Annotated in this window: 12 protein-coding genes and 2 pseudogenes; 12 read left to right on the forward strand and 2 right to left on the reverse strand. The window is 69.0% G+C overall.

Annotation, left to right across the window (positions count from 1 at the left end; all coding sequences use genetic code 11):
• On the reverse strand, nucleotides 1–489 hold a 489-nt coding region (locus tag VHL31_RS25165), incomplete at its 3' end, for an Hsp70 family protein (protein ID WP_329664004.1).
• A 296-nt stretch (nucleotides 490–785) separates the two neighbouring features.
• Here VHL31_RS25165 and VHL31_RS25170 point away from each other — a divergent pair.
• Nucleotides 786–2,177 (forward strand): FAD-binding oxidoreductase, encoded by a 1,392-nt coding sequence (locus VHL31_RS25170; RefSeq protein ID WP_329664005.1) that lies wholly within the window; start codon nucleotides 786–788, stop codon nucleotides 2,175–2,177.
• Between the two features lie 6 nt (nucleotides 2,178–2,183).
• Here VHL31_RS25170 and VHL31_RS25175 read toward each other — a convergent pair whose 3' ends face one another.
• On the reverse strand, nucleotides 2,184–3,053 hold the full coding sequence (locus tag VHL31_RS25175) for a histone deacetylase (protein ID WP_349262547.1): 870 nt from the start codon (nucleotides 3,051–3,053) through the stop codon (nucleotides 2,184–2,186).
• A 238-nt stretch (nucleotides 3,054–3,291) separates the two neighbouring features.
• Here VHL31_RS25175 and rfbG point away from each other — a divergent pair, with 238 nt between their 5' ends.
• The 11 genes and pseudogenes from rfbG to VHL31_RS25220 all read left to right on the forward strand — a co-directional run.
• The gene (gene rfbG / locus VHL31_RS25180) at nucleotides 3,292–4,443 is read left to right on the forward strand and encodes a CDP-glucose 4,6-dehydratase (protein ID WP_329664006.1); all 1,152 of its coding nucleotides are present in this window, start codon (nucleotides 3,292–3,294) and stop codon (nucleotides 4,441–4,443) included.
• Complete coding sequence (locus VHL31_RS25185; protein ID WP_329664007.1) at nucleotides 4,430–5,269, forward strand: sugar phosphate nucleotidyltransferase; 840 nt, start codon at nucleotides 4,430–4,432, stop codon at nucleotides 5,267–5,269. The genes rfbG and VHL31_RS25185 overlap by 14 nt, the downstream gene beginning before the upstream one ends.
• Before the next feature lie 22 nt (nucleotides 5,270–5,291).
• Nucleotides 5,292–5,489, forward strand: a pseudogene (locus tag VHL31_RS27110) (dTDP-4-dehydrorhamnose 3,5-epimerase family protein); the annotation flags it as partial.
• Between the two features lie 22 nt (nucleotides 5,490–5,511).
• A complete protein-coding gene (locus tag VHL31_RS25190; protein ID WP_329664008.1) occupies nucleotides 5,512–5,931 on the forward strand; it encodes a hypothetical protein in 420 nt (139 codons plus the stop codon).
• A gap of 5 nt (nucleotides 5,932–5,936) precedes the next feature.
• Nucleotides 5,937–6,581 (forward strand): glycosyltransferase family 2 protein, encoded by a 645-nt coding sequence (locus tag VHL31_RS25195; protein WP_329664009.1) that lies wholly within the window; start codon nucleotides 5,937–5,939, stop codon nucleotides 6,579–6,581.
• A 107-nt stretch (nucleotides 6,582–6,688) separates the two neighbouring features.
• Nucleotides 6,689–6,877 (forward strand): hypothetical protein, encoded by a 189-nt coding sequence (locus VHL31_RS27115; RefSeq protein ID WP_414653826.1) that lies wholly within the window; start codon nucleotides 6,689–6,691, stop codon nucleotides 6,875–6,877.
• Nucleotides 6,874–7,812: pseudogene (locus VHL31_RS27120) on the forward strand (glycosyltransferase family 4 protein); the annotation flags it as partial. The gene VHL31_RS27115 and the pseudogene VHL31_RS27120, both read left to right, overlap by 4 nt.
• A gap of 184 nt (nucleotides 7,813–7,996) precedes the next feature.
• On the forward strand, nucleotides 7,997–9,784 hold the full coding sequence (locus VHL31_RS25205) for a glycosyltransferase (protein WP_329664011.1): 1,788 nt from the start codon (nucleotides 7,997–7,999) through the stop codon (nucleotides 9,782–9,784).
• The gene (locus VHL31_RS25210) at nucleotides 9,781–10,887 is read left to right on the forward strand and encodes a glycosyltransferase family 4 protein (protein ID WP_329664012.1); all 1,107 of its coding nucleotides are present in this window, start codon (nucleotides 9,781–9,783) and stop codon (nucleotides 10,885–10,887) included. Before VHL31_RS25205 ends, VHL31_RS25210 begins: the two co-directional genes overlap by 4 nt.
• Entirely contained in the window at nucleotides 10,884–12,101 is a 1,218-nt protein-coding gene (locus VHL31_RS25215; protein ID WP_329664013.1) for a hypothetical protein, read from the forward strand. Before VHL31_RS25210 ends, VHL31_RS25215 begins: the two co-directional genes overlap by 4 nt.
• Nucleotides 12,102–12,269: 168 nt before the next feature.
• Nucleotides 12,270–12,476: hypothetical protein (locus VHL31_RS25220; RefSeq protein WP_329664014.1), on the forward strand; the 207-nt coding region annotated here is incomplete at its 3' end.

Below are 12,476 nucleotides of genomic sequence, written 5' to 3' on the forward strand. Positions count from 1 at the left end.
GAGCCCGGCGATCTTGCCGGCATCCTTGGTGGCCTGGCGCTGACTGTCGTTGAAGTAGGCAGGAACCGTGATCACCGCCTTGTCGACGGCGGTGCCGAGGAAGCGCTCGGCGGTCTGCTTCATCTTCTTGAGGATTTCGGCGGAGACCTGCGCCGGGGCCACCTTGTTGCCGCGGGTCTCGACCCAGGCGTCGCCGTTGTCGGCACGGGCGATCTTGTAGGGCACCATGCCGACGTCCTTCTGGACGATCGGGTCGTCGAAGCGGCGGCCGATCAGGCGCTTGACCGCGAACAACGTATTGTTCGGGTTCGTCACGGCCTGCCGCTTGGCCGACATGCCGACCAGGATCTCGCCGTCCTCGGTGTAGGCCACCATGGAAGGCGTGGTGCGCATGCCTTCTTCGTTCTCGATGACCCGCGCGTTCTTGCCTTCCATAACGGCGACGCAGCTGTTCGTGGTCCCGAGATCGATACCGATAATTTTGCTCATACCTTCCTCTCGCGCATCAGGCGAAGAGACTTCGCATTGGATGTTTCGAACGCGCCCGGCACGAGGTGAGCGGGCAATGGGCAGTAGGACGCTCGACTGGCCAGCATATAAGTAAGGCCTGCCTGGGCCGCAACCGATGGAACGACAGACAATCTCTCCCCTTTCGGTAGAGGCGGCCGTGGGTCGCACAGCCGGAACGCCGGTGTGGTATCCCGGCAACCCTGGCTCGATCCGCCTTCTGGTCGAAGCCGCGATCGGTCGTTAGGTTGCCCCCACGAACGGCCGCGGGAGTGGAGATGGTGACGCGAAGTGCGAACGCAACGCGGGTGATCGAGGCGTTGAGCGAGCGTTTCGGTACCAGGCTCTCGACCAATCGCGATGTCCTGGAGCGCCATGGCCTGAGCGAGGGCCATCATCGCGGCATCCCGCCTGACGCCGTCGTCTTCGCGACCTCGACCGACGAGGTCGCCCAGGTCGTCCGCACCTGCGCCGCCGAAAAGGTGCCGGTGATCGCCTACGGCACGGGCACCGCGCTTGAAGGCAACGTCGCTGCGGTGAATGGCGGGATCTGCATCGATCTTTCCGGAATGAACCAGGTCCTGGAAGTGAATGCCGAGGACCTGGACGTGCTGGTCCAGGCCGGCGTGACCCGCAAGCAGCTCAACACCCATCTGCGCGATACCGGCCTGTTCTTCCCGATCGACCCCGGTGCCGACGCTTCCCTGGGCGGCATGGCGGCGACCCGCGCGTCCGGCACCAATGCCGTGCGCTACGGCACCATGAAGGAGAACGTGCTGGGCCTGACCGTGGTCATGGCGGACGGTCAGGTGATCAGGACCGGTGGACGGGCGAAGAAATCCTCGGCGGGCTACGACCTGACCAGGCTGTTCGTAGGCTCGGAGGGGACGCTCGGCATCATCACCGAAGTCCGCCTCAGGCTCTATGGCATTCCCGAGGCCATCACGGCGGCGGTGTGCTCCTTCCCGTCGATCGAGGCGGCCGCCAATGCCGTCATCCTGACGATCCAGTCGGGCATCCCGGTGGCGCGGATCGAGCTGATGAACGAAGGGCAGCTCCAGGCGGTAGTGGCCTACAACAAGCTCGAAGGCTTCGAGATCGCCCCGCATCTCTTCTACGAGTTCCATGGGACGACCGCAGGCGCCAGGGAGCAGGCGGAGCGCGCCCAGGAGATCGCTGCGGAGTTCGGCGGCGGCGACTTCCGCTGGACGGCCAACCTGGAGGAGCGCAACCGTCTCTGGGCCGCCCGGCACGACGTGTACCACGCCACCGCCGCGATCCGTCCGGGTGCGAAGGTCTGGTCGACCGATGTTTGCGTGCCGATCAGCCGGCTGGCCGAACTGGTGGAGGCTACCCGCGTCGACCTGGAAGCGCACGGCCTCCTGCCGCTGATCGTGGGTCACGCCGGTGACGGCAACTTCCACCTGGGCCTGCTCTACGACGAGGAAGGCTCGGACGAGTACCGTCGCTGCAGCGCCGTCAACGACCGGCTGGTCGACCGGGCGCTGGCCATGGGCGGCACCTGCACCGGCGAGCACGGCGTCGGCATGGGGAAGATCGCCAAGGTCGAGAAGGAGCACGGGGCCGCGGTCGCCGTGATGCGCACGATCAAGCGCGCCATCGACCCGGACAACATCATGAACCCGGGCAAGGTGCTCAGGATGAACTGACCGGCGTCAGCCGAACAGTTCGCGGGCCGCCACGTGGAGGAGCGCGTGGCGGGCGACCAGCCGGTCGAGGTCGTCATCGTAGCCGCCGCCCATGACTCCGGTCACGGGGATGCGTCGGCGCCGGCCATGGCTCAGGACCAGCCGCTCGCGCGCCAGCAGCCCTTCGCTGGTGATGGCGAGCCGGCCCAGCCGGTCGTCCCGGTGCGGATCGACCCCGGCATTGTAGAAGACGAGGTCCGGCCGGGCGCGGTCGAGCACCTGGCCGATGAGCTGATCGACCAGGGCCAGGTACCTCTCGTCCTCCATGCCTGCGTCCACCGCGACATCCAGGCTGCTCTGCTTCTTGTGGGCAGGATAGTTAGCCCGGCAATGCACGGACAGGGTGAACACGGCCGGGTCCTTGCCGAGGATGTCGGCTGTCCCGTCGCCCTGGTGGACGTCGAGGTCGATCACCAGGACCCGCCGCACGCTCCCCTCGTCGAGCAGGACGCGGGCGGCCACCGCCACGTCGTTGAAGATGCAGAAGCCCGCGCCGTGCGCGTGATGGGCGTGGTGGCTCCCGCCGGCGGTGTTGGCGGCGAATCCGTCTTCCAGCGCCAGCCTTGCTGCCAGCAGCGTCCCGCCCGTCGCCGCCTGCGCGCGCCGGGCGATCGCCTCGTCCACATGGAAGCCCAGGCGCCGCTCGTCCGCCGTGGACACGGCGGCACCCAGCACGGCCTCAACCCAGGCGATGGCATGCGCACGCTGCAGCCAGGAGCGCTCGGCCAGCCGCGGAACCACCAGCCTTGCCTGGAAGTACGGATCGTCCTCCTGGAGCCGCTGTGACATTCGTACATATTTTGGCATGGGGAATCGGTGGCCGGCGGGGAGCACCACCGAGTAATCCGGGTGAGCGACGATCTTGTAGCTCAATGAGTTAACTCACGATCTTCATATGGCTTCAAAGGGCAATGCCAGTTTGGTGTGCCGGCAGGTCCCGCAAGTGCGGTCGAACGGCACGATTTTCCTCTCGCAATCAGCAAAACAACCCGGCAAAACTAACGCAGTGGTTGAAAAACGACGGGGCCGAAATGCTCATGTCGCGCTCCCCCTTCTTCGTGCCGGAGTGACTGCATTGCCCGACATCGATCAGCGTTTCTGGAAAGGCCGCCGGGTCCTGGTCACCGGCCATACCGGGTTCAAGGGCACTTGGCTGACGGCGTGGCTGGATCAGATGGGCGCGCAGGTGACGGGCTTTTCCGCCGCACCGCCGACGCAGCCTTCCCTGTTCGAGGCCAGCGACCTCGCCACGCGTATCGATCATGTCGAGGGCGACGTCGCCGACCTCCTGGCCGTGGAAGAGGTGCTGGCACGAAGCCGACCGGAAGTGGTGCTGCATTTGGCGGGCCAGTCCATCCTCGCGCGCGGCCATGCGGAACCGGTGGAAACGTTCCGTACCAACGTCATGGGCACCGTGTCTGTCCTGGAAGCGATCCGCAAGGTCGGTTCCGTGCGCGCCGCCGTGCTCGTGACGTCCGACAAATGCTATCTCGACCAGCACAAGACGTGCGGCGAGGACGATCCGCTGGGCGGGCTGGAGGCTTACGGCGCGTCCAAGGCCTGCGCCGAGATCGCCGTCCAGGCTTATCGCTCCTCGTTCTTCCCGGGCAGCTTCACCTGCGGGATCGCTTCGGCCCGCGCCGGCAACGTGTTCGGGGCAGGTGACTTTGCCGCGAATCGTCTGGTCCCCGACCTCGCCCGTGCCTTCCTGCGCAACATCCCGCCCAGGCTGCGCAGTCCGGACGCGATCCGGCCATGGCAGCACGTGCTGGATGCGGTGGGCGGCTACCTGCTCCTGGCCGAAATGCTCTACGAGCGTCCGGAAGCCTACAGCACCGCCTGGAACTTCGGGCCCGAGGCCGGCAGCGAGTGGACCGTGGGCGAGATCGCCGACGTGCTGGCGCGCGCGTTCGGCATGCAGGGTTGGGAAAGTGCACCGGCCCTGCCGGTGCGCGAGGAGGCGATCCTCCGGCTCCACACCGCGCGGGCCAGGCGCCTGCTGTCATGGAAGCCGCAACTGACGATGACCGAGGCGCTCCACTGGACCGCGCAGGGCTACAAGCGTCTGGACCGCACCGGCGACACGAGCTGGCTGGGCGAGCAGATCGAGCTCTACAGAGGTCGGTTGCAGCTTCGGCACTTGTCGGGACAAACGCGCGACGAGCCGATCGAACTGCCGATCCTCCACACCCGGACGAGCGGGGGCGGCAACCATGTCGCGGCCTGACCGGGGGCAGCCGGCGCCGGCCGACGTTCCGGTCTTCATCCTTTGCGGCGGCTATGGCACTAGGCTCGGCCATCTGGCGGCCGACCGGCCCAAGCCCATGGTCGAGATCGGCGACCGGCCGATCCTCCAGCACATCATGGAGGTCTATGGCCGGCAGGGCTTCCGCAAGTTCGTGCTGTGCACGGGCTGGCGCAGCGATGTCATCGGCGAGTTCTTCGGCCTCTGGCATTACTGGAACGCCGACTTCACCGTGAACCTGCGCGACCGCTCGGTGTCCTGGCACCAGACCCGCGCCTGGCCGGACTGGGACGTCACGATCGCGCAGACCGGCATCGGCACCATGACCGGCGCCAGGATCGCCCGTGCCGCGGCCCGGTATCTGGGCGATGCCGAGCACTTCGCGGTCACCTATGGCGACGGCCTGGCCGATGTCGACCTGATGGCCGAGTTCGATTTCCACCGCGAGCACGCGCAGCTCGCCACCATGCTGGGTGTCCAGCCGCCGTCGCAGTTCGGACGGATCGAGCTGGACGGCGAGGGCCCCGCCCGCTTCACCGAGAAGCCGGACCGCACCGACCAGTGGATCAACGGCGGCTACTTCTTCTTTCGCAAGGGCGTGCTGGACCATCTGTCCGAGCGCTCCGATTGCGTGCTGGAAGCGGAACCCCTGCAGCGCCTGGCCGAGCTCGACCAGCTGCGCGTCTACAAGCATGCCGGCTTCTGGTCCTGCATGGATACCAGCCGCGACAAGGAGAAGATCGAGGCGCTGTGGGAAACCGGTGCGGCACCCTGGACCGGCCAGCAGGGGAGCCTCGTCGATGCGTGAGGTGGCAAGACCCCTGCCGGGCATGCGCCTGTTCGACCTGTCGCCCAGGCTCGACGAGCGCGGCTCGTTCACGCGGCTGTTCTGCCGCGGTCAGCTGGCGGAACTCGGCTTCGAGGCAGGGGCGGCGCAGGCGAACCTGTCTCGCTCCACCCGGTCCGGCACCCTGCGCGGCCTTCACTACCAGCTGGGCGATTCGGCGGAAGCCAAGCTGGTGACCGTGGTGGCCGGCGCTGGCCGGGCAGGTGCCGACCCTGAAGGCACCGCAGCTGATCCGCGACCACATCCATGTCGACCTGCTCGCCCGGGCCTATGCCCGGTTCGTCCGCGAGGTCCACATGGCAAGGGCGGCGCCCGAGGGCTCGGCGTTCCGTTCGGGGCCTTCCGGGCATGTCGAGGCGGTCGCCAGCTTCACCGCCCGCTTTGCGCGCGCCATGGGACCGCTCCTGGGCGTGCCTACCCGCTGGTCGGCGGCCTGCGTGAGCGCTGCGACAAGCGAGCCGCTGGTGCGCTGCAACGGCGAGCCGACCCGCCACCTTCATCCCGACTTCGACGAGGCCCGGGCGAACGAGGAACTGGCCGCCTGGTATCTGCAGCGCTTCGGCGGCGGGACCAGGCTGCGCGGCGTCGCCCGGCTGCCCGAGCAAGCCTTCGAGCTGGCCTGAGCACCATGACATCCTCACCCGAGATCGGCGTGGTCGTGATCACGCACAACAGCCGGCACCACCTGCAGCACAGCCTGCCGCCCTTCCTCCGGTCGCCGCTGAGGCCGAAGGTCCTGGTCGTGAACTCCTCCTCGGCGGACGGCACGGTCGAGTGCGCGCAGGCCATGGGTGCCGAGACCTGGGTGCTGCCGCGCCGCCGGTTCAACCATGGCGCCACCCGCGAGGAAGCCCGCCGGCGGATCGGCACACCGATCGTGGTCATGCTCACACCCGATGCCTATGCGCCCACCCCGGACGAACTCGGCCGCCTGGTCGAGCCGATCCGGTCCGGCGTGGCAGCCTGCGCCTATGGCCGGCAGCTGCCACGCGAGGGTGCCGATCCGGTGGAAGCGCTTGGCCGCGCCTTCAGCTATGGCGAGCGGAGCGAACTGCGCAGTGCTGCCGACCGCGAACGGCTCGGCAGCAGCGTGCATTTCTGCTCCAACGCCTGGGCTGCCTGGTCCAATGCTGCCCTCGACCGCATCGGCGGGTTTCAGCCGACGCTGGTCAGCGAGGAGACGATCGCCGTGGCCAAGCTGCTCCGCATAGGCGAGCGGATCGCCTATGTCGCGCACGCCGTGGTGCGCGCCACTCGCACTGCTATGGCCTGATCGACGAGTTCACCCGCCATTTCGATATCGGCTGGACCCGTGCCTGCCATGCCGGTCTGCTCCTGGCCGATGGTGGCGATGGTCCGCGCGGCCGGGCCTTCGCCGGAATGCTACTGCGGGAGCTTGCGGAGAAGGCGCCGCACCGGTTGCCCGGTGCGGTCCTGGCGCTGGCGGCAAAGTGGCTGGGCTACCGTGCCGGCATGATGGGCGCGCGCCTGCCTGCCCAGCTGCTCGCCCCGTTCAGCGGCCAGGACTTCTTCTGGCAGAGCGACTTCGCCCGGAGGCGCCCGTCATGAGGATCGCTATCGTCACCAACAACGTCCTGCCGCCCCGCGAGGGCATCGGGCGCCATGTCCTCGAGACGGCCAAGCGCCTGCACGCCCGCGACCATCAGGTCGAGATCCTGGCCAAGGGCGACGCGTTCGGCGAGGTACGCTCCGAGCTGCTGGAGGGCGTGCGGGTCCATCACTGGCCGCACCGCCCGCTGCGTCCCTTCCACCACCAGGCGACCCGGCCGCTGCTGCAGGATCTGCTGGAACGTCTGGGCCCGGTCGACCTGCTCCATGTCCATCTGCCACTGATGCCGCTGCTCGACACCAATGCCAGGGTGATCGTCACCTGCCATGGCACGCTCGATGCGGATACCGAATCCTTCACCGAGCGCTCCTTGCGCGCGAGCCTGATCCGCACCCAGGCGCGCCTCGTCGCGCGCCCGATGGAGCATGCCTGGTTCGCGCGCGCCGAGCGGATCATTGCGGTCGCAGGATGCGTGAAGGACGAGATCGTCGAGCGCTACGGGGTCCCGGCCGGGCGTGTCGACGTGGTGCGCAACGGCGTCGATTTCACCCGCTTCCCGTTTGACCGGCGCGTGCGCGACGGTGCCCGCCTCCTGTTCGTCGGCCGTCTCGGATGGCGCAAGGGCCTGTTTCGGCTCCTCGACGCGATGGCCATGCTGCCGGCGCAGGTGACCCTCGACCTGGTAGGGGAGGGGCCGCTGGAAGAAGACCTGCGTGCGCATGCGCAGGCCCTGGGCCTGGCCTGCCGTGTCCACTTCCGCGGTTTCCTCCCGCATTCGGAGGTCATCGAGGCGCACCGGGCCGCCGACCTGTTCGTCAATCCGGCCGACTATGAGACCGGGCCGCTCACCCTGCTGGAAGCGATGGCGCTGGGCACCCCGCTCGTCACCACGGCCACCGGGCTCGTCAAGGAACTGGACGATGCCGCCGGGCTGCGCATCTGCGCCACGGATCCCCGCGCCCTGGCCGACGCGATCGGGGAGGCCCTGGCCACCTGGCGACGGTGCCCGCCATGCCCGCGCCGCGCGGCGGGTCGTGGAGCGGCAATTCGGCTGGGATGCCATGGTGGACCGGCTGGTCTGCCTGATGGACCAGCCCTTGGCACGGGCAGCCTAGGACATGAGTGGCCACGACGTCGTCGTCTGCTTCGGATTCGAGCACGACCGGATCCGCCGCCAGCCCTGGCATGTCGCCCACGGCATTGCCAGCGGCCTGCGCATGCGCGGTCGTCGCGTCACCCTCCTGACCGACGCCCGGCAGCCACCCGACGGACAAGGCTATGCCATCCGCCGCGTCGGCTGGCTGTTCGAGCGCGACGAGCCGAGCCGGGCCCTGCGTGCAGCGCTGGCGGAACTGGCCCCGCAGCGCATCTTTGTCGTGATCGGCACCCACGAGCTCGTCCATGGCGGCCGTTTCAGGTTCGGCCCGCCGACCTTCCTGGTGCTGGCCGTGCAGCCGTTCACCGCGAGCGAATTCCTGCGGATCCCGCTGCTCGATCTCTGGCGTGAGCGGGGGCTCCTGTCGCTGGTCCTGCTCGGCTCCATGCTGCCGGGGTCGGTGCTCCGCCGGGGCTATGCCCGCAGCGCTGCGTCGGGGCTCGTCTTCCTGTCCCAGGAAGCACGCGCCCGGTTCGCCGCCATGGGCCTTGGCCCCGGCGTGCATCTGGTGCCGCAGGTCGAGCCGGTGCCGCCGGGCCAGATCAGGATCGGCCGCTGGGTGCCGACCATCCTCTATGCCGGCCCGCCTCTGGCGCTGCGTGGCGCCGACCTGGCGCTCCGCGCGTTCGAGGAGGCCCGCAAGGCCGGCATGGAGGCCAGGCTGCTCCTTCTCCTGCGCCCGGACGGCCATCCATCCGCGATGGACCGATTCCTGCACCGCGTGGAGCGCTCGCGCTGGCGGGAGTCGATCGGCGTGGTGACCGCCATGCTCTCGGCGGACGAGATGCGGGCCTATCAGGCGCAGGCCGACGTCCACCTCCTGCCGTTCCGCGTGACCGTATCGGATGCGCCGCTCGTGGTGATCGAAGCGGGTCTGACCGGCCGCCCGGTGGTCGTCCTGGATACGCCGGGCGTGGCCGAGTATGTCCGGCCGTTCGACGGGTTCGTGGCGCGTTCGCCGGGCGACCTGGCCCAGGCGCTGCGCTGGGCCGTGCGCCGCCCGCCTGCCAGGGCCGTGGCGGATGGCGACTGGACCCGCTGGGACCAAGCGGTCGCGCCACTGCTCCGTTTGCCACCGATCGGGCCGGCCCGGCTGGCGACGGTCGCGCTGATCGGCATCGACGGCGCCGGCAAGACCACGCTCGCGGAACGGCTGCGCAGCAGGCTCCGCCTGGGCGGGCGACCCTGCGTCCATGTCTGGAGCCGTTTCCGCAACTATGCGAGCAAGCCGGTCCTGGCCCTGGCCCGCCTGACCGGCCACAACCGCAAGATGCGGTTCGGCGGCGTGCTGGTCGGCGTCCATGACTTCGAGAACTGGCTGGCCTGCCCGTTCCTCTGGCTGCAGCGCCTGGACGTCCGGCTCGATTCCTGGTTCCGCGTCCGACCGGCGGCGCACCACGGCCTGGTCGTGATGGATCGCTGCGCGCTGGACCAGCTGGTCGACATGGCGGTGGATACCGGGCTGGAGGACGAGCTCCTGGCAAGGCTGGCGCCGCGCTTTTTGGACCTCCTGCCCCAGCCGGCCTGGGTGGTGCTCATCGACCGGGAACCGCTCCTGATCGGGGTCAGCCGGCCGGATGCGCTGATGGACCCGAAACTCCTGCGACGGCGCGCGGTCTACAGGCGGCTGGCCACCCATCTGGGCCTGCCGGTGATCCACAATGACGGCACGATCGAGGCGGCCGACCGGCGCCTGGACGAACTGGTGGGCCTTCCGCCGGGCGAGGGCGGTCAGAGGGCGCAGGGATGATCCGGGTCTTCTACGCCAACGATCCGCTGGCGGCCGACCAGGGCGGGGGTGCGGAGCATTTTCGCGGCATCTTCCGCGCTCTCGAGCACTCCGGCCTGGAATGGCAGATGGTGGCGGCCAGGCTCGGGGATCGCCGGCACCCAAGGATCGACTACATCGCGGACGGCTCGCATTTCGGCCGGTGGTACCTGGCACTCTGGCGCTGGTTCTGGCGCCATCGCGGCACGATCGGGCGGGAGGACGTGCTGCACTTCCACCGCAACTACGCGGCCTGGCCGAAATACCTGCTCTGTCCCGGGCGCGGCCGGGTCGTGATCACCTACCACAATGTCAGCGGACGGGTGCTGGACGGCATGCTCGGGCGCTGGGGCCAGCCGATCCGCCTGGTGATGAAGGCGCTGGAGCGGCGTGCCGTCGGCCTGGCCGACCAGCTGATCTGCGTCTCGGAGCGCGACCGGCAGGAACTGGCCGGCAGCGTCGCCAGCAGGCCGTTCCAGCGGGCTGCCGTGCTCGCGGCCGCGGTCGATGCACGCGGCATGGTGGCAACCGCCCCGTCGCCTCCTGCCGGCACGACCCGGCTCCTTCTCCTGGGCCGCCTGGAGCACCAGAAGAACCCCATGCGCGCGGTCGAGGTCCTGGAGCGCCTGGCCGAAACGGACGACCGCGGCTGGACGCTGACGATCGCCGGCGACGGTGGCCTGCGCACCCGGTTGCAGCAGCGCATCGCGGACAGCCATGCCGCGGCCCGGATCGTCTGTACCGGGCTGGTGCCGCACGATCGCGTGGCCGACCTGATCGACGCGCACGACATGCTGCTGCTGACCAGCCGCTATGAAGCATCGCCCACGGTCGTGAAGGAGGCCCTGCTCCGCCATCGGCCGGTCGTCAGCACCGATGTCGGCGACGTCGCGCGCTGGATCGAGCCCGGCAACGGGATGATCTGCGCCGACGATCCCGGCGAGATCGCCCATGCGGTCCTGGCCATGGCCGACCTGATGGCCGATGGCGGTTTCCGGCCGCCCAGCCGTCTTGGTTCGGATGCCGAGCGACAGCTCATGGCGCCGCTCATCGATCTCTACCGTACCGTCCAGGCTGGCGGGTGAGGCGACATCTTTCAAGGCTGCGTCCGCTCCTGATCGGCAGCTTCGCCCGCCTGGCCGCGGCCTTGATCGGCCTTGCGGGAACGACGGTGGCGGCAAGGACGCTGGGTCCGGCGGCTTGGGGCGACTGGGTCGTCCTGTTCGCCCTGTTCGGCTGGAGCCAGCATCTTGCCGAGTGGGGGCTGCGCAACGTGGCGCTCGTCGAAGGCGGGCGCCTTGGTGCTGCGTCGCCAGGCCTGATCCTCGACCTTTGGCGCGCCCGGCTGCCGGTCCTGGCCCTGGCGGCCGCGATGCTCACGACCACGATCTGGCTCGTTCGGCCGGGCGATGTCGCATCGTCCGTCTGGTTCGCCGCAGCGCTGGTTGTGATCGCGCTGAACCTGGACTGGACGAGCCTGGTGCGGGGCGATCCCGTTCCCGCAGCCGCAGCCCTGGTCATGCGGCCGGCGGGTTTCCTGCTCGTCGTCCTGCTGCTGCCGTCACCGCTGAGCGTCGCGGAGCTGGCCGCCGCGACCGCCGCCGGCTGGACGGCCGCCGCCTTGGCGGGCCTGAGCGGTCGCCCCTGGCGGAGGACGCCTGCCACCACCCGGCGAAGGCTCCGGGTGGCCCGGCTGCTTCGGGCCGGCGTGCCGTTCTTCCTGGTCACCGCGGCCAACCAGCTGGCGCCGACAGCCGATCTGCTGGCGGCCGTCTGGATGCTGGGGCCGGCCGCGGCCGGGACGCTCGGCCTAATCGCCACGGTCGCCCAGGCTGCCACCTTCGGCGCCCAGGCGAGCGCCCAGTGGTGGCTGGCGCGGTCGCCCCGGCTGCCGCCAGGCGCAATCCGCAGGGCTGTGATCGAGGCTGGCGCGCTGGGCCTGGTCGCTGGTGGCGGGCTGGCCCTGCTGGGTCCGCCGCTCCTGCTCCTGGTGGCAGGCCCGGATTGGGCGGCAGCGGCCGCCCTTCTGCCGCTGGCCGGGCTGTTCGTCGCCGTCACCCATGTCACCGCCGTGCTTGCCGCCTGGACCAGTGCAGCCGGCGGGGCCGGCACGGTCGCGCTGATCCAGCTGGGCAGCCAGGCGCTGCTCTGGCCCTTGCTCCTGCCGGCCGCGTTCGCCTGGGGCCTGCCGGCCGTGCTGCTGCTGCGCGGTATCGCCGAGATCGTCCGTGCGGCCCTGCTCGCCGCTGCGTGGCAGCGTCGGAGTCTGCTGCAGACGGCTTTTGTCGAAACTGTATAAAAAGCCGTTCAAAAGAAGAACGGATTTGCTGGTTAAGTCGAATCGAATCCGAAACGATAATGATTGCCAGGAATTCAGCCTGATGGTTATTCATTAAGGGCGAGGGGAATGGATCTAAAGATCCGCAACAGAAGTCTCTCAAGACTATACTGATCATTGGAGTGCGAGATGGCTGTTTCGACACGCGACCTGCACCAGATGCTCCACCGTGAGATCAGGAGCTTCCGGAACGAACAGCCCTCTGCCACGGTGACGCCGTTTCCGCGTCGGGTTCGTTCGCCGGAGCTGGAGCTGGAGCATTTGCGGGTGGAGCTGGATGCCGAGGCCGGGCTGTTGTTCGCCCGGATGAAGCATCCCGAGCGGGCCTGCTACACG

Origin of the sequence: Geminicoccus sp., assembly GCF_036263595.1 — a bacterium.
Lineage (GTDB): Bacteria > Pseudomonadota > Alphaproteobacteria > Geminicoccales > Geminicoccaceae > Geminicoccus.

What these genes read in the sequence shown, in the direction of transcription:
- VHL31_RS25185 (WP_329664007.1), top strand. Translation starts at nt 4,430, where the DNA reads ATGTCGCGGCCTGACCGGGGGCAGCCGGCGCCGGCCGACGTTCCGGTC.
- VHL31_RS25170 (WP_329664005.1), top strand. Translation starts at nt 786, where the DNA reads ATGGTGACGCGAAGTGCGAACGCAACGCGGGTGATCGAGGCGTTGAGC.
- VHL31_RS25205 (WP_329664011.1), top strand. Translation starts at nt 7,997, where the DNA reads ATGAGTGGCCACGACGTCGTCGTCTGCTTCGGATTCGAGCACGACCGG.
- VHL31_RS27115 (WP_414653826.1), top strand. Translation starts at nt 6,689, where the DNA reads ATGCTACTGCGGGAGCTTGCGGAGAAGGCGCCGCACCGGTTGCCCGGT.
- VHL31_RS25210 (WP_329664012.1), top strand. Translation starts at nt 9,781, where the DNA reads ATGATCCGGGTCTTCTACGCCAACGATCCGCTGGCGGCCGACCAGGGC.
- VHL31_RS25195 (WP_329664009.1), top strand. Translation starts at nt 5,937, where the DNA reads ATGACATCCTCACCCGAGATCGGCGTGGTCGTGATCACGCACAACAGC.